At 72.3% G+C, this 16,607-nt stretch carries 13 protein-coding genes; 7 read left to right on the plus strand and 6 right to left on the minus strand.

Translation table 11 applies throughout. The features are described from left to right. Nucleotides 1–156: 156 nt before the first annotated feature. Nucleotides 157–2,439 carry a polyribonucleotide nucleotidyltransferase gene (locus WFI00_RS11680; protein WP_336632487.1) on the minus strand — a complete coding sequence of 761 codons (2,283 nt, stop codon included), beginning with the start codon at nt 2,437–2,439 and terminating at the stop codon, nt 157–159. A 258-nt stretch (nt 2,440–2,697) separates the two neighbouring features. Between WFI00_RS11680 and WFI00_RS11685 the strand changes: the two genes are divergently transcribed. Continuing rightward, complete coding sequence (locus tag WFI00_RS11685; RefSeq protein ID WP_336632488.1) at nt 2,698–2,871, plus strand: DUF5302 domain-containing protein; 174 nt, start codon at nt 2,698–2,700, stop codon at nt 2,869–2,871. A gap of 24 nt (nt 2,872–2,895) precedes the next feature. Further along, the gene (locus WFI00_RS11690; RefSeq protein ID WP_336632489.1) at nt 2,896–3,069 is read left to right on the plus strand and encodes a hypothetical protein; all 174 of its coding nucleotides are present in this window, start codon (nt 2,896–2,898) and stop codon (nt 3,067–3,069) included. 21 nt (nt 3,070–3,090) lie between these two features. On the opposite strand, the gene WFI00_RS11695 is transcribed toward WFI00_RS11690, so the two are convergent. Further along, nucleotides 3,091–4,482, minus strand: a complete 1,392-nt coding sequence (locus tag WFI00_RS11695; RefSeq protein ID WP_336638487.1) for a glucose-6-phosphate dehydrogenase — start codon at nt 4,480–4,482, stop codon at nt 3,091–3,093. Between the two features lie 38 nt (nt 4,483–4,520). Between WFI00_RS11695 and WFI00_RS11700 the strand changes: the two genes are divergently transcribed. Next, the gene (locus WFI00_RS11700) at nt 4,521–6,311 is read left to right on the plus strand and encodes a glycoside hydrolase family 15 protein (RefSeq protein WP_336632491.1); all 1,791 of its coding nucleotides are present in this window, start codon (nt 4,521–4,523) and stop codon (nt 6,309–6,311) included. On the opposite strand, the gene WFI00_RS11705 is transcribed toward WFI00_RS11700, so the two are convergent. Then, a complete protein-coding gene (locus WFI00_RS11705; protein WP_336632492.1) occupies nt 6,312–8,303 on the minus strand; it encodes a GDSL-type esterase/lipase family protein in 1,992 nt (663 codons plus the stop codon). A gap of 152 nt (nt 8,304–8,455) precedes the next feature. Between WFI00_RS11705 and WFI00_RS11710 the strand changes: the two genes are divergently transcribed. Next, a complete protein-coding gene (locus tag WFI00_RS11710) occupies nt 8,456–9,835 on the plus strand; it encodes a gamma-glutamyl-gamma-aminobutyrate hydrolase family protein (RefSeq protein ID WP_336632493.1) in 1,380 nt (459 codons plus the stop codon). 60 nt (nt 9,836–9,895) lie between these two features. Here WFI00_RS11710 and WFI00_RS11715 read toward each other — a convergent pair whose 3' ends face one another. Next, nucleotides 9,896–11,323 (minus strand): cation:dicarboxylate symporter family transporter, encoded by a 1,428-nt coding sequence (locus WFI00_RS11715; protein ID WP_442928322.1) that lies wholly within the window; start codon nt 11,321–11,323, stop codon nt 9,896–9,898. A gap of 124 nt (nt 11,324–11,447) precedes the next feature. On the opposite strand from WFI00_RS11715, the gene WFI00_RS11720 reads away from it, so the two are divergent. Next, nucleotides 11,448–12,713: an ATP-binding protein gene (locus tag WFI00_RS11720; RefSeq protein ID WP_336632494.1), complete on the plus strand. Its 1,266-nt coding sequence runs from the start codon at nt 11,448–11,450 to the stop codon at nt 12,711–12,713. Then, the gene (locus WFI00_RS11725) at nt 12,710–13,390 is read left to right on the plus strand and encodes a response regulator (RefSeq protein WP_336632495.1); all 681 of its coding nucleotides are present in this window, start codon (nt 12,710–12,712) and stop codon (nt 13,388–13,390) included. Before WFI00_RS11720 ends, WFI00_RS11725 begins: the two co-directional genes overlap by 4 nt. Nucleotides 13,391–13,412: 22 nt before the next feature. On the opposite strand, the gene WFI00_RS11730 is transcribed toward WFI00_RS11725, so the two are convergent. Together WFI00_RS11730 and WFI00_RS11735 are read right to left on the minus strand one after the other, a co-directional pair. Continuing rightward, nucleotides 13,413–14,069 (minus strand): FMN reductase, encoded by a 657-nt coding sequence (locus WFI00_RS11730; RefSeq protein WP_336632496.1) that lies wholly within the window; start codon nt 14,067–14,069, stop codon nt 13,413–13,415. After that, nucleotides 14,066–15,271, minus strand: a complete 1,206-nt coding sequence (locus WFI00_RS11735) for an LLM class flavin-dependent oxidoreductase (RefSeq protein ID WP_336632528.1) — start codon at nt 15,269–15,271, stop codon at nt 14,066–14,068. Before WFI00_RS11735 ends, WFI00_RS11730 begins: the two co-directional genes overlap by 4 nt. A gap of 192 nt (nt 15,272–15,463) precedes the next feature. On the opposite strand from WFI00_RS11735, the gene WFI00_RS11740 reads away from it, so the two are divergent. Further along, nucleotides 15,464–16,603 (plus strand): acyltransferase family protein, encoded by a 1,140-nt coding sequence (locus WFI00_RS11740; RefSeq protein WP_336632497.1) that lies wholly within the window; start codon nt 15,464–15,466, stop codon nt 16,601–16,603. Nucleotides 16,604–16,607 lie beyond the last annotated feature (4 nt).

Below are 16,607 nucleotides of genomic sequence, written 5' to 3' on the forward strand. Positions count from 1 at the left end.
CTCGGCGGTGAACATTCGATCACGATTCGGTCTCGATGCCGTGGGGCGCCCTCCCCTGTCCCCCGAACGGGGGACACGAACGGATGCCCGCCCCTCCGAAACGGGAGGAAGCGGGCATCCGTGTCTCATACCGGCCCTGTGTGTGGGGCGCGGGGATCAGCCCTCTGCGGGGGCGTCTCCAGGTCCTTCGCTGGCCGCGGCCGAGCCCTCCTGGTCGGCGGGCTCCTCCAGCACGGGCTCGAGCGACAGCTTGCCGCGGTCGTCGATCTTCGTGATGCGCACGAGCAGCTTCTGTCCGACGCCGAGCACGTCCTCGACGTTCTCGACGCGCTTGCCACCGGCGAGCTTGCGGACCTCGCTGACGTGCAGCAGGCCGTCCTTGCCGGGCAGGAGCGAGACGAACGCGCCGAACGTGGCGATCTTGACGACGGTTCCGAGGAACTGCTCGCCGACCTCCGGGTTCGTCGGGTTCGCGATCGCGTTCACCTGCGCGCGAGCGGCCTCGGCCGACGGGCCGTCGGTCGCGCCGATGTAGACGGTGCCGTCCTCCTCGATGGAGATCTGCGCGCCGGTCTCGTCCTGGATCGCGTTGATCGTCTTGCCCTTGGGGCCGATCAGCTCGCCGATCTTGTCGACCGGGATCTGCACGCTGATGACGCGCGGCGCCGTCGGAGCCATCTCGTCCGGGCCGTCGATGGCGGCGTTCAGGACGTTCAGGATCGTCAGGCGGGCCTCCTTGGCCTGCGTGAGCGCGGCGGTCAGCACCGACGACGGGATGCCGTCGAGCTTCGTGTCGAGCTGGATCGCCGTGACGAACTCGCTCGTGCCCGCGACCTTGAAGTCCATGTCGCCGAGCGCGTCCTCGGCGCCCAGGATGTCGGTGAGCGCCGCGTAGCGGGTCTCACCGTCGACCTGGTCGGACACGAGGCCCATCGCGATGCCGGCGACGGCGGCGCGCAGCGGCACACCCGCGTTCAGCAGCGACAGGGTCGAGGCGCAGACCGAGCCCATCGACGTCGAGCCGTTGGAGCCGAGGGCCTCGGAGACCTGACGGATCGCGTAGGGGAACTCCTCGCGGCTGGGCAGCACCGGCACGAGGGCTCGCTCGGCGAGGAAGCCGTGCCCGATCTCGCGACGCTTCGGCGACCCGACCCGGCCGGTCTCACCGGTCGAGTAGGGCGGGAAGTTGTAGTGGTGCATGTAGCGCTTGCTCGTCGTGGGCGACAGCGAGTCGATCTGCTGCTCCATCTTGAGCATGTTGAGCGTCGTGACACCCAGGATCTGGGTCTCGCCGCGCTGGAAGATCGCGGAGCCGTGCACGCGCGGGATCACCTGGACCTCGGCATCCAGCGGACGGATGTCCGCGAGCCCGCGGCCGTCGATGCGGACGCCCTCGCTGAGGATGCGGCCGCGCACGATGACCTTGGTGACCGACTTGTAGGCGGCACCGAACTCGGCCAGGGCGGTCGCGGGCAGCTCGCCCGCCTCGACCGCGGCGGTGACCTGCGCCTTGACGTCGTCCTTGACGGCGTCGTCGGCGTTCTGACGCTCGACCTTGTCGGCGATCTGGTACACCGGCACGAGGCGGTCGTAGGCGCGACCGGCGACGAAGTCGTAGGTCTCCTGCGCGTACGGCGGGAAGACCGGGTACGCCTGGATCTCCTTGGCGGCGGTGTTCGCGACGACGTTCTGCGCGGCGACGAGCTCGCGGATGAACGGCTTCGCGGCCTCCAGGCCCTGCGCGACGATCTCCTCGCTGGGCTTCGTGGCGCCGCCCTTGATGAGGTTCCAGCTGTTCTCGGTGGCCTCGGCCTCGACCATCATGATCGCGACTTCGCCGTCCTCGAGGACGCGCCCTGCGACCATGAGGTCGAAGACGGCCTCGTCGACCTGCGCGGCGGTCGGGAACGCGACCCATTGGTCGGAGTGCTCGCCGAAGCCGGGGATGAGCGCGAGGCGCACACCGGCGATCGGGCCGGAGAAGGGCAGACCCGAGATCTGCGTCGACAGCGAGGCGGCGTTGATCGCGAGCGCGTCGTAGAACTCGCCGGGGGCGATGCTCAGGACGGTGACGACGATCTGGACCTCGTTGCGCAGGCCCGACACGAAGGACGGACGCAGCGGCCGGTCGATGAGACGGCACACGAGGATGGCTTCGGTGGAGGGGCGGCCCTCACGACGGAAGAACGAACCGGGGATCTTGCCCGCGGCGTACGAGCGCTCTTCGACGTCGACGGTCAGCGGGAAGAAGTCGAAGCCCTCGCGGGGGTGCTTGCCGGCGGAGGTCGCCGACAGGAGCATGGTCTCCTCGTCGAGGTACGCGGCGACGGCGCCCTGCGCCTGCTGCGCGAGACGACCGGTCTCGAATCGAATGGTGCGGGTGCCGAAGCGGCCGTTGTCGAGGACGGCTTCCGCGGCGGTGATTTCTGGACCTTCCAAGAGGTCTCTCCTTCTTTGTTTAGACTCGCACGCGCGTTTCGCGCACGAGATCGTGCGAAGGAGCAGGAGCGGGCAGATCCAGACACGCGGGCATCCGCGCCGCCGTCAGCGCTGGCCACCAGTCGAAAGTCACCGTACGAGACGGGAACCCACCACAGGGGACCAGCTTCCTGCCGACCTGCTCCGGATGACGCGGAGAATCCACGGCATCCCGCACGAGCCTATCAGTCGCGTCCCCGCGTGCGTATGGTGGATGCCATGAGCACCGACGACACCTCCGCATCCGATGAGATGAAGCGCAAGTTCAAGGAGGCGCTCGACAGGAAGAACGCGCAGCACCGCGAGGGCGAGGCCCATCTGGACGGCGACTCGGCGGTCCACGGCACCCACGGCGCGGTGACCAAGCGCGAGTTCCGCCGCAAGAGCGGCTGAGACCCGACGACAGCGAGGACGAAGATGAGCGATCCCTACACGGAGCCCGGAGGCGACCTGCCCGACGGCGACCTGCCCGCGGGGGCCGATGTCCCCTCCGCCGAGGAGGCGACCGAGCTCAGCCGAGCCGAGGAGATCGAGATCCAGCGCGATCTCGCTCTCGGCCTCGAGCAGTTCGAGGGCGGCATCGAGGGCTGACGCGCGCTCGCGATCGAGCGGTCAGGCCGGGCTGGGCGCGTCCTCGCCCGTGCGCCAGGTCGACGGACCCTCCGATCCGGCGGGGTACTCCTCGAGGGGGACGTCGCCGCGTCGCCACGCGTCGCGGATCGGCTGGACGATGCGCCAGCACTCCTCGGCGGCGTCGCCGCGCACGGACAGCGTCGGGTCCCCGTCCATGAGCGCACCGAGCACATCGACGTACGCGCGCTGCGCGCCCAGACCGAGGTCCGTCGAGAGCGTCGCCCGCTGGAGCGCGAACGGGTCGTGTCCCCCGTTCACGTTGATCGACAGCGACAGACGATCGGGGCCCAGCCCGAAACGCAGCTCGTCGGGCTCTTCGGGCCCGGTGAAGCCCTCCGGCAGGTGGCGGACGCGGCGCAGCCGGGCGACGACCTCCATCGCCGCCGCGCCGAGCGCCTTGCCGGATCGGAGGGTGATGGGCACACCCGCCCAGCGGGCGTCCCGCACCTCGAACGTCGCCTCGGCGAGGGTCTCCGTCTCCCGCGACGGGTCTACCCCGGGCTCGTCGACGTAGGACGGCATCCGCTCCCCCGCCGCCTCGCCGGCGGTGTACCGCGCACGTCGGGAGAACCGCACCGGGTTGTCCTCCCAGACGTGCGTGGCCCGCAGCGCCGCGGCCGTCGCGTCGCGCACGTCGCGGTCGCCGAGCGTCGCGGGCGCGGCCATCGTCAGGATCGCGAGCACCTGCAGGAGGTGGCTCTGGATCATGTCGTCGAGCGCCCCGGCCCGGTCGTAGTAGCCGGCCCGGCCCTCCAGCCCCAGCGTCTCGTCGAAGCGCACAGAGATCTCCGCCACGTGCTCGGCCGACCAGATCGGCTCGATGACCCGGTTCGCGAAGCGCGCGCCGAGGAGGTTCAGCACCGTCGAGCGGCCGAGGAAGTGGTCGACGCGGAACACCTGCTGCTCGGGCAGCAGCGCACCGAGCACGGCGTTCAGGTCGCGAGCGCTCTCCTCGTCGGAGCCGAAAGGCTTCTCCAGGGCGAGGATCGTCCCGGGCGGCAGGTCGCGCGGGCGCAGGGCGCGACAGGCGGACGCCGCGACCTGCGGGGGCACCGCGAAGTACAGCACCGGACGGCCCTCCGGCAGATCCGCCAGAAGCGCCCGCATCCCGGCCGCCGTCGACGCGTCGGCGCGCACGTACGGGGTCGACAGCACGGAGGTGCGCAGGGCCTCGGTCGCGTCGGCGCTCGCGAAGGCGGTGCGGACGGTGCGCCGCCACTTCGCGTCCGACGACGCGGACGACCCGACTCCGACGAGGTGCAGGCGGCGATCCGGCTGGTCGGCGAGGAGCTCGCCCAGGGCCGGCAGCAGCAGACGGGCGGCGAGATCCCCGTTCGCGCCGATGACGACCAGGACCGTGTCTTCTGCCATGACGTTCACCGTAGCCCCGGCCTGCGAGAATCTCCTGCATGCCCGCTGCCATCGAGGACTACGCCCTGCTGAGCGACTGCCGCACCGCCGCTCTCGTCTCGCGCACGGGGGCGATCGACTGGCTGTGCGTTCCCCGGTTCGACTCGCCCTCGGTGTTCGGCGCGCTGCTGGGCGATGAAGGGCACGGCTCGTGGGAGCTGCGGCCCGACGAGCCGGATGCCCTCGCCGAGCGCCACTACGACGGCGACACCTTCACCCTGGTGACCCGCTGGACGACCTCGACCGGTGTCGCCGAGGTCCGGGACGTCCTGCCCATCGCCGAGAAGGACGCGGACGGCGCCGAACGGATCGACCTGGTGCGACGCGTCGTCGGCGTCTCGGGGACGGTCGTGCTCACCCACCGGATCCGCATGCGCCTGGACTACGCCCGCGCGCTCCCCTGGGTGCGCCAGCGCGGGACCGCGGACCTCCCCGAGCTCGTGGCCATCGCGGGCCCGGACTCGCTCGTGATCCGCGGGCCACGGCTCACCGCGACCGACCACGTGCACACCGCGACCGAGAGCGTGGCGGCGGGTGAGCGTCGTGACGCGGTGCTGACCTGGCATCCGTCCTACCGGCCCATCCCCGACCCCCTCGACGTCGACGAGGCGCTCGCCCGCACGAACCGGTGGTGGGGCGACTGGGCCGCACGCATCGACGTCTCGGGGGCCCACCGCGACCAGGTGGCGCGCTCGCTGCTCGTCCTGCGGGCGCTCACCCACCGCGACACCGGCGGGATCATCGCGGCGGCGACCACGTCCCTCCCGGAGCAGTTCGGCGGATCGCGCAACTGGGACTACCGCTACGTGTGGCTGCGCGACGCCGCCCTGACCCTGCAGACCCTCGTCGCACACGGCTTCGTCCGCGCGGCCGGCCACTGGCGCCAGTGGCTGCTGCGGGCGATCGCCGGGGACCCCGCGCAGATGCAGATCGTGTACGGGATCGGCGGCGAGCGCGACCTGCAGGAGCGAGAGCTCACGTCGCTGCCGGGCTACCGGGGCGCGAGCCCCGTCCGGGTCGGCAACGGCGCGGCTCAGCAGTACCAGGCCGACGTCATCGGCGAGGTCCTCGTCGCCCTGCACGCCGCGCGAGAGGCGGGGCTGCGCGAGTCGGAGTTCTCGTGGCCGCTGGAGGAGGCCCTGCTGGCGCACGTCGTCGACAGGATCGACGAGCCCGACGAGGGCATCTGGGAGATCCGGGGCGAGCCCCGCCGGTTCACCCACTCGCGGGCGATGGTGTGGGCCGCGTTCGATCGTGGCATCCAAGCGGTGCAGCAGTACGGACTGCCCGGCCCCGTCGCCGCGTGGGAACGGTACCGCGACCGGGTGCGGGCGGACATCGACGCCCACGGGGTCGCCGACGGCGGGTGGTTCCGCCAGCACGACGACACCGACGAGGTGGATGCCTCGCTGCTGCTGCTTCCCGCGGTGGGCTTCTGCGCGTACGACGATCCGCGGATGCTCGCGACGGTCGCGCGCATCGAGGACACCCTGATGGACGGCGGACTCGTCCAGCGCTACCGCACCGCCGCCGCCGTGGACGGCCTGCCGGGCGGCGAGAACCCGTTCCTGGCGTGCTCGCTCTGGCTGGCCCGGCAGTACGCCGCGACGGGGCGGATCGACGACGCATCCGCCCTTCTCGATCGTGTGTGCGCCCTCGCGAACGATGTGGGGCTCCTCTCGGAGGAGTACGACGTCACCGGCCGCCGGCAGGCGGGCAACACGCCGCAGGCGCTGTCCCACCTCGCCCTCGTCGAGGCGGCGGACGCCCTGGATCGCGCCGCGCGCTGATCAGTCCTGTCGCGCCCGATCGCGGGATCCCGGGCCGGGGATCACCACGTAGTCGTCGTGCTTGGCCGAGATCCCGTCGCCCGCGGTGCGGCCGCGCAGGCGCCGCCAGATCCACGGAAGGGCGTCGCGGCGCAGCCAGGTCCCCTCGACCGGCGGTTCGTCCTCGGCGTGGAACGCCTCGTCCAGGCCGCTCAGCGCCCCGGCGTCCGGAACGCCGAGCGCGTCCGCCGCGCGGTAGGCGAGGAGCCGGTGGCCGGCCGCGCGCAGGTGCACCTTGTCGGCCGACCAGAGCTGCGTCCCGCCGATCTCGGGGTGGCAGTCGAGGTCGAGGAGCATCGCCCCCGTGCGCCGCGCGATGCGCCGCAGCTCCGCGTTGAACAGCGCGAACCGACGCGCGAAGAGCATCGCCGGACGGCGACGCGGGAGGAACGGGGTCACCAGGAGGACGTCGGCTCCCGACGCGCGCAGGCTCTCGACGGCGCCGCCCACCGCCGCAGCCAGCGCGGCGATGTCGACACGACGCCCGACCAGGTCGTTCGCGCCGATCAGCACGGACACGAGGTCGGGGCGCATCCGCACGGCGGCGGGAAGCTGCTCGGTGAGCAGATCCTGCACCCGCCGGCTGCGCACCGCCAGGTTCGCGTAGCGGAACTCGCCGCCGTCGCTGGAGTGGGCGAGCAGATGCGCCAGGCGATCCGCCCATCCCCGGTAGGTGCCCGCCGGCACCCGCGAGGTGTCGCACAGTCCCTCGGTGATGGAGTCTCCGAGGGCGACGTAGCGGCGCCAGGCCGGCCGTCCGGGGCTCGTCGGGACGGGGAGCTCGGGGCGCGGTGCGGCGCTCGCCAACCTCGCGTCATCGATCCGGCGCAGCCTCCGCGCGCGCTCGTAGTGTCCGAGCAGGTCGCCGGTGAGCGCCTCCCACGTGCGCCCCTGGGTGACCTCGTGCGCCGCGGCGCCGAAGGCCCGCCGCTTGGCGGAGTCGCCCGCCAGGTCCGTCACCCGGGCGCGCAGGTCGGACAGATCCCCCGGACGGTAGAGCCAGCCGTCGATGCTCGATCGCACGAGGTCGAGCGGGCCGCCCTGGCCCACCGCGACGACCGGGACCCCGGCGGCCATCGCCTCCTGGATCGTCTGACCAAACGTCTCGCTGGCCCCGGGGTGCACGAAGACGTCGAACCCGGCGACGGCGCGCGCGAGAGCCGGCCCGGACAGGTGACCGAGGAACAGCGCCTCCGGCAGCTGCTGCTCGAGCGCCGTTCGGGAGGGGCCGTCGCCCACGATCACCAGCCGCACGCCGGGGATGCCGCGGAGGGCGACGAGATCCTCCACCTGCTTCTCCGGAGCCAGGCGGCCCACGTAGCCCACGACGACCTCGGGGTCCGTCCCGCCCGCGGGCAGCGACGAGAGGACGTCGGCGCGCCACGAGTCGTCGCGCCGGGCAGGGTGGAACAGCCGGCCATCCACGCCACGGCCCCACAGCGACAGCCGGTCCACACCCAGCCGCTCCAGCTGTGCGCGGGCGGCGTGCGACGGAGCGAGGGTGAGCGTCGCCCGGCGGTGCAGGCGGGCGACATGGCGCTCCGCCAGTGCCGTCGCCTGGGGCATCCGGTAGTGGCGCGTGTAGGCGACGACGTCCGTCTGGTAGACCGCGACCGAGGGCAGCGCGAGCTCGTCGGCCGCGACCAGGCCCTGCCAGCCCAGGACGAAGGGCGAGGCGAGATGAACGACGTCGGGGTCGAAGCGTCGCAGCCGCCGGACGAGCGAGGCCGAGTGCGGCGCCGACACCCGGACCGCCGGGTAGGCGGGGAGCGCCACGGACGGCACCCGGTGGGCCACGGCGGCATCCGCGCCGCCCTGGCCGCGGGCGGCCGAGGGCGCGATGACGAGCAGCTCGTGCCCGGAGCGCCGGAGGCACTCCGAGACGTGCAGGACGGAGCCCGTGACCCCGTTCATGTGAGGCAGGAACGATTCGGTGACGATCGCGATGCGCACGCCTCCACAGTGACGGGAGCGGGCGTCCCCGGAGGCGCTCCGACCCGCCCGGCGACGTGATTTCACGCGATGCTCCCCCTCCGGTCACCGCCGCGTCTCCGGCGCGTCGGTTCACGCGGCATCCGTTCACCGCGACCTGATACCCAAGACGGATGCTGCCCGCCGATCTGCTCGCGGACCTCGCGCACGGGCCGTGGGCACTGCCGGCGCTGTTCGCGCTCGTCGCCCTCGACGCGCTGCTGGTCGTGGTGCCCGGCGAGGCGGCGGTCACCGCCCTCGGCGCCCTCGCCACGGCCACCGGGTCGCCGCCGCTGCTCGCGGTGATCGTCGTCGCGGCGGGCGCCGCCGTCACCGGCGACGCCATCTGGTACACGACCGGACGGGTCGTGGGTCTGCACCGCTGGCGATGGATGCGCTCCCCGCGCGCGCAGCTCGCCTTCGCCTGGGCCGCCCGCCGGCTGCACCGGCGCGCCGCACTGATCGTGTTCACGGCTCGGTTCATCCCGTTCGCCCGGATCGCGGTGACCCTCACCGCCGGCGCGACGCACATGCCGATCGCGCGCTTCGCCGCTGTCTCGCTCGCCGCGTCCGCGCTGTGGGCGACCTACCAGGCCGTGATCGGCGGCGTCGTCGGGGCCCTGCTGCCCGGCAGCCCCCTGCTCGCCGTCGTCGTCTCCGTCGCCCTCGCCGTGGGTCTCGGCTTCGGGATCGACCTCGTGCTCGCCCGCCGTCGCGGGCCGGACGACGCGGACGATGCGCCGGGACGGACCCGTGCGGGCGGGGCGCCCCGCGCGCGCGGGCACAATGGAGGGATGCTCCCCCGGATCGCGATGCCCGCCCGCCTGTCCGACGCCGACGGCGCCGACCCCAGAGTGGCGCTCGCCAACGCGATCTTCGACGACGTCGCCGCTCTCGTCCGCGCGGAGGAGCTCGACGTGGTCGTCGTCCGCGGCACCGACCTCGAGGGCTTCGACGGGCTCGTCCTGCCCGGGGGCGGCGACATCGATCCGGCCCGGTACGGCGGCGACACCGAGGCGTCCTGCTACGACGTCAACCCGGAGCAGGACGCGCTCGATCTCGGCGCCCTCGCCGATGCGATCGACCGCGGCCTGCCGGTGCTCGGGGTCTGCCGGGGCCTCCAGGTGCTCAACGTCGGACTCGGCGGCACGCTCGTCGAGGACCTGCCCGCCTCGGAGGTCGACCACACCCCGGACGGCGGCGAGCCGGACGAGCTCGAGTGGGCGTGGCATCCCGTCACCGTCGCGGAGGGGTCGCGGCTGCACGCCGAGGTCGACACCGAGGCGATCGAGGTCGCGTCGGGGCACCACCAGGCGATCCGCGTCCTCGCGGACGGCCTCACCGCGACCGCCGTGGCACCCGACGGCCTCGTCGAGGCGGTCGAGCACGAGTCGCTGCCCATCCTGGCGGTGCAGTGGCACCCCGAGGCGGAGGGCACCCCGGCGCACCTGGCCGCGGCGCCGTTCGCCGTGTTCGCAGACCTCGTCCGCGCCGGACGCTTCGCGGCGCGCTGACCCGCCCCGCACGACGGCGCCGCGACCTCGCACACGGGTGCGAGGTCGCGGCGCGGCGGATCAGCGCGTGCCGACGCGCTCGCGCGCGGCGGGGACGACGTCCGCTCCCGTCGGGGCGGAGGACGCCCCCGCGTCCGACGCGGTGTCCGACGGCCCGTGGTCGTCCCCTGCGAGGGTGGCCTCGTCGAACGGATCCGAGCCGGCCAGCACACGGCGCACCTGGTCACGGTCGATCTGCTTCGTCCAGGTGCCGATGAGCAGTGTCGCGACGGCGTTGCCGGTGAAGTTGGTCACGGCGCGCCCCTCCGACATGAACCGGTCGATCCCGACGATGACACCGACGCCGTTGACCAGGTCGGGACGGAAGGCCTGCAGACCGCCCGCCAGCGTCGCGAGGCCCGCTCCGGTGACCCCGGCGGCGCCCTTCGAGGCGATCACCATGAACAGCAGCAGACCGATCTGCTCCGGGATCGACATCGGCACGCCCATACCGGCGGCGATGAACAGCGACGCCATGGTCAGGTAGATCGCCGTGCCGTCGAGGTTGAAGGAGTAGCCGGTCGGCACCGTGATGCCCACGACGGGCTTGGAGACCCCGAGGTGCTCCATCTTCGCGATGAGACGCGGCAGCGCGGACTCGCTCGACGAGGTGCCGACGATGAGCAGGTACTCGCGGCCGAGGTACTTCATGAGCGAGAGGATGTTGACCCGGGTCACGGCGAACAGCAGCACGCCGAGGATGCCGAACACGAACACCGCGCAGGTGATGTAGAAGGCGACCATGAGGATGCCCAGGCTCACGATCGCGGCGCCGCCGGTCTTGCCCACGACGGCGGCGATGGCGCCGAACGCGCCGATCGGGGCGAGCCAGAGGATCATGCCGAGGATGCGGAACACGAGCGCCTGCAGGTTCTTCACGGCCGACATGATCGGCGCGGCCTTGTCGCCCATCTTCTGCAGCGCGAAGCCGACGAGCAGGGCGATGAAGAGCACCTGCAGCACGCTCTCCCCGGTGAAGGCCGAGAAGAAGGTCGTGGGGATGATCCCCATGAGGAACTCCGTCGTCGACTTCGCCTCGAGCGAGGTGGCGTCGTAGTGCGCGCCCGCCATGTTGAGCCCCGTGCCCGGGTGGATGATGTTGCCGACGACGAGCCCGATCACGAGCGCGAACGTCGTCATCACCATGAAGTACAGCAGGGCGAGCCCGCCGATCTTGCCGACCGTGGCCGCCTTGGCGATGGACCCGACGCCGACGACGATCGTGCAGAAGATGATCGGCGCGATCATCATCTTGATCAGGTTGACGAAGGCCTTCCCGATGGGCTCGAGACCGGTCGCGAACTGCGGCCAGAGCAGGCCGACGAAGATGCCGGCCGCGACGGCGATGATGACCGAGACGTAGAGCCAGGTGTGCTTGTCCCAGCTTCCGGGTCCGCGTCGCCGTGACAGGCGCGGCAGCCGCGTCGTGGTGGTGGGTGCGATCTTCATGTCGTCCTCCTGATGAACCGCCGTTGGTCGAGTCCGCCTCCGTCGGCGGGATACACACACTGTGGGCGGCTTGGGCCGCGGTGTCGGTTTGTGGTCGTATTGATCGCGACGACGAGGAGGCGCGATGGCGGGCATCGGGGGACGCAGCGCGGCGTCGCGCCTGTTCCTGTGGCTGCTGGTCGCCTCGGTGCTGATCTCCGCGCTCACGGCGGGGCTGCTCCTGTGGGAGGCGCAGCGCGCCACGCGCGCGGAGGCGGAGCGGGTGACCCAGGCGGTCGCCCAGACCCTCGCCGAGTCGCCGATGGTCGAGGCCGCGCTCGCGAGCGGCGATCGGGCCGCGGCGAGCGCCGCGCTCCAGCCGATGGCCGTGTCCGTCATGGAGGACGCACGGGTCGATTTCGTCACCATCATGGACCCCGACGGCGTCCGCGTCACCCACCGCGATCCCGACGAGATCGGCCAGCGCTACCTCGGCACGATCCCCGCGCAGGCGCGCGCGCTCACGGAGGAGTCCACCGGCACGCTCGGTCCCTCGCTGCGCACGATCGTCCCGGTCGAGTCCGCCGGTGCCCTCGTCGGGTGGGTCTCGGTGGGGGTGACCGTCGACACGGTGTCCGCCCAGATCCTCCCCCGCCTGCTCGTCGCCCTCGCCGTGGGCGGCGCGGTGCTGGCGGCCGGGGCCGTCGCCGCGACTCTCGCCCGTCGCGCCACGCGCCGCGTGGCGGGCGACCTCCCCGCAGGCACGATCCGCGACACGCTCTCCTCGGCGGAGTCCCTGCGCACTCTCGGCGAGGCGCTGCGGGCGCAGACCCACGAGCACGGCAACCGGATGCACACCGCGGTCGCGCTGCTCGAGCTCGGCCGGACCACCGAGGCGATCGGCATCCTCACCGATTCCGCCGAGCAGAGCCAGGCGCTCGTGGATCAGGTGACGGCGCGCACCGCGGGAGATCCCACCGTCGGCGCGCTGCTGCTGGGCAAGGCATCACAGGCCGCCGAGCGGGGCATCGCGTGGGAGGCGACGCTGGCCGCCGATGCGCCGCGCTCTGTGCTCGCCCCGATCGACGCCGTCGCCGTCGTCGGCAACCTCATCGACAACGCCCTGGACGCCGCCGCAGCCGCGCCCCCGCCGCGGTGGGTGCGGATCGCGATGCGCCGGACGGAGGAGGACGAGCTCGCCATCGTCGTGACCGACTCCGGCGCGTCCCCGACCGCGGAGGTGCGCGCCCGCATGTTCGAGCGCGGCTTCTCGACGAAACCCGCCGGCACGGAAGGGCGCGGGGTCGGGCTGGCGCTCGTGCGGTCGATCGTCGACGGGGTGGGCGGTACCGTCGGGGTGGACGTCGATCCCACGACGTTCCGCGTGGTCCTGCCCACGGAGGGGTCATGATCGGAGTCCTGCTCGTCGACGACGAGGCGCTGACGCTGCAGCTGCATGCCTCCTACCTCGCGCGGCTCCCCGGCTTCGAGGTGGTCGGCGAGTGCTCGGGGGCGCGTGCGGCGGTGACGGCGATCCTCGACGCCCCGGCGCGCGATCGCATCGACCTGGTCCTGCTCGACGTCACGATGCCCGACGGCACGGGGCTCGACGTGCTGCGCCACGTGCGGGCGCGGCGCGCAGACGTCGACGTGATCGCGATCACGTCGGTGCGCGAGGCGGACGTCGTGCGTCAGATGGTCACCCTCGGCGTGAGTCAGTACCTCGTCAAGCCGTTCTCGTTCGCGACCTTCCGCGAGCGCCTCGAGCAGTACCGCGCCTACCGCGAGCAGGTGCGCAGCACGAGCGGACCCGCGACGCAGAGCGAGATCGACGCCCTGCTGAGCGCCCGCGCCCCCGGAGCCGCCGCGCCCCCGCCGAAGGGCCTGTCCGCCGCCTCGCTCACGCGTGTCGCTGACGCGCTGCGCACGGGCGGCCCCCTGTCGGCGAGCGAGGCGGGCGACGCGCTCGGGATGTCCCGCGTCGCCGCCCGCCGCTATCTCGAGCACCTCGCGGACGAGGGCCGGGTCGAGCGGGCGCCCCGGTACGGCAGCCGGGGGCGCCCGGAGACCGAGTACCGCTGGCGCTGACCCCGCGCAATCCGCGGACCGGTCACTCGCCGGCGAGACCTCCGAGAAGGTGCCCGAAGCTCTTGCCCTCGCCGAGGTAGCTGGCCGGGTCGAACGGGTCGGCGGAGCCGGCCGGCTCGCGGCGCGCGACGGCGTCGGCGAGCTCGCGTGCGCCGCGCTCGACGCGCGAGCTCAGCGGCGCCACCTGGTCGGCCGACGAGCCCCAGTCGCTGGATGCCGCGAACACGCCCGTCGAGACGGCGTCGGCGTGCAGGTAGGCGAACAGCGGCCGGATCGCGTAGTCGATCGCGAGCGAGTGACGGGCGGTGCCGGCGTTCGCACCGATGAGGACGGGCATCCCGGTGAGCGCGTCGGGGTCGAGCACGTCGATGAACGACTTGAACAGCCCCGAGTAGCTCGTCGAGAAGATCGGCGTCACGGCGATCAGCGCGTCGGCCGACACCACCGTGTTGATGGCCGATTCGAGCTCGGGCGGCGCGAACCCGGTCAGCAGGTTGTTGGTGATGTCGTGCGCAACGTCACGGAGCTCGATCGTGTCGACCCTCGCCTCGATGCCCTTCTCGGCGAGCTGGGCGATCGTCGCCGCCGCGAGGCGGTCGGCGAGCATCCGGGTCGAGGAGGGGTTCGACAGGCCCGCCGAGACGACGGCGATGCGCCGCGGGGCGGCCGCGCCGGTCATCGCGCACCGCCCATCGCGGCGGCGCCGAACGCGGCACCGGCCGCGGCGGGAGCGTCCTGGTAGGGCGAGGGCCCGGCGAGGTTGTCACCGCGGTTGGCGCGCGGCGTCGCCTGACGCGAGGGCCCGTCGCCGTACGTGGCGCGGACGAGGCCTGCGTGGGTCGGCGCGTCGGGCACGTTCGCGGGGCGGTCCATAGCCAGCTCCTTGCGGAGGACCGGCACGACCTCGCCGCCGAGGAAGTCGAGCTGCTCGAGCACGGTCTTCAGCGGGAGGCCCGCGTGGTCCATGAGGAACAGCTGGCGCTGGTAGTCGCCGAACAGTTCGCGCATCCCCGCGTAGCGGTCGATGACCTGCTGGGGAGAGCCGACGGTCAGCGGCGTCATCTGGCTGAAGTCCTCGAGCGAGGGGCCGTGGCCGTACACCGGGGCGTTGTCGAAGTACGGGCGGAACTGCGCGACGGCATCCTGCGAGTTCTTCGCCATGAACGCCTGACCTCCGAGGCCGACGATGGCCGTCTCGGGGGCGCCGTGCCCGTAGTGCTCCCAGCGCTGGCGGTACAGTCCGATCAGGCGCTGGTAGTGCTCGGCGGGCCAGAAGATGTTGTTCGCGAAGAAGCCGTCACCGTAGTACGCGGCCTGCTCGGCGATCTCGGGGGTGCGGATCGAGCCGTGCCACACGAACGGCGCGACGCCGTCCAGGGGGCGCGGGGTCGAGGTGAAGCCCTGGAGCGGGGTGCGGAACTTCCCCTCCCAGTCCACGACGTCCTCACGCCACAGCTTGTGCAGCAGTGCGTAGTTCTCGATCGCGAGGGGCAGGCCCTGACGGATGTCCTTGCCGAACCAGGGGTAGACCGGGCCGGTGTTGCCGCGGCCCATCATGAGGTCCATGCGGCCGCCCGACAGGTGCTGCAGCATCGCGTAGTCCTCGGCGATCTTCACCGGGTCGTTCGTCGTGATGAGGGTCGTCGAGGTCGAGAGGATGAGCCTCTCGGTCTGCGCGGCGATGTAGGCGAGGGTCGTCGTGGGCGACGACGACCAGAACGGCGGGTTGTGGTGCTCGCCGAGGGCGAAGACGTCGAGGCCCACCTCTTCGGCGTGCTTCGCGATCTCGACCGACGCGCGGATGCGCTCGGCCTCGCTGGGTGTGTGTCCGGTCGTCGGGTCCTGCGTGATGTCGCTGACCGTCATGATGCCGAACTGCATCTGACGCGTGGTGTCCACCGCGTCGGTGGTGCCGGTCTCGCCGGTGGTCGTGTCGCTCACGATGATCTTCGCCTTCCGGATGCCCGAGGCATCCAATACATGCAAATGAATGTATCTGGTGCAACGCATCCACGTCCAGGCTATTCCCTCAACCCCGAGAAACCGCACCGAGCGCCCGGTAGCGTAGCCGGGATGACCGACGACGACGCCCACCCGCGCCGCCCGGATCGGCCGAGGACGGGTCGCCGGCGCCGCGTGCCCCTGTGGGACAACGCGCGCTTCCTGTGCATCGTCCTGGTCGTCCTCGGTCACGCCGTCCAGCGCCTCACGTACGACAGCGACGTCGCGCTGAGCCTGTACCTCGTGATCTACGCGTTCCACATGCCCGCGTTCGCGCTGATCGCCGGGTACTTCTCGACGTCCGACGCGCCCAGCCGGCGACGGATGGCCCGCGTGCTCACCGACATCGTCGCGCCCTACGTCATCTTCGAGGCACTGTGGACCCTCGTGAAGTGGCTCGTCGAGGGCCGGATCGAGCCGAACCTCACCCAGCCGTCGTGGACGCTGTGGTTCCTGCTCGCGCTCGCGATCTTCCGGCTCGTGCTGCCCTACCTCGCCCTCCTCCGCCATCCGCTCGCGTGGACGGTGGCGATCTCGATCGCGGCGGGGTACTGGAGCAACATCGACTCGACGCTGTCGCTCTCGCGCACGCTCGGCCTGCTCCCCTTCTTCACGCTGGGGTGGTGGCTCGCCGACCGCGACGTCGTGGCCCGGCTGGACCTCCTGCGCCGACGCCCCTGGTGGCTCCGCGCCGCCGCGGTCGCCGTGTTCGCGGGCGCCGCCGCGATCGCGTGGACGTTCGTCGACGTGTGGCGAGCGGTCGACCTGCGGGCCTGGCTGTTCTACGACGCGAGCTTCGCCGACCTCGGCGGCCCGTGGTGGTCGGGGGCGGTGCGCCTCCTGCTCCTGTGCGTGGCGCTCCTGCTGAGCGTCGCGTTCTTCGCGCTCGTCCCCCGCGGAGTGCACCGGTGGACGCGCTTCGGCCAGTACACGATGTACGTGTACCTCCTGCACTCCTTCGTGCTCTACCCCTTCCGTGAGACCGGCGTCCTGCGCGACGCGGAGCCGACCTGGTTCTGGCTGCCCGCCGTCGTCGTGCTCTCCGTGGCGATCGCCGTGGGACTGTCGACCGCGCCGGTGCGCCGGATCTTCCGCCCCCTGGTCGAGCCCCGCCCCGCCTGGCTGTTCGCCGACCCGCGGCTCGCGGGCCGCGAGGGGCACCGATCGGACCCGACGGGCTCCCGTCGTCCGGACGGCGAGGCGGCACGGTAATCCT

Origin of the sequence: Microbacterium sp. MMO-56, from assembly GCF_037146215.1 — a bacterium.
GTDB lineage: Bacteria > Actinomycetota > Actinomycetes > Actinomycetales > Microbacteriaceae > Microbacterium.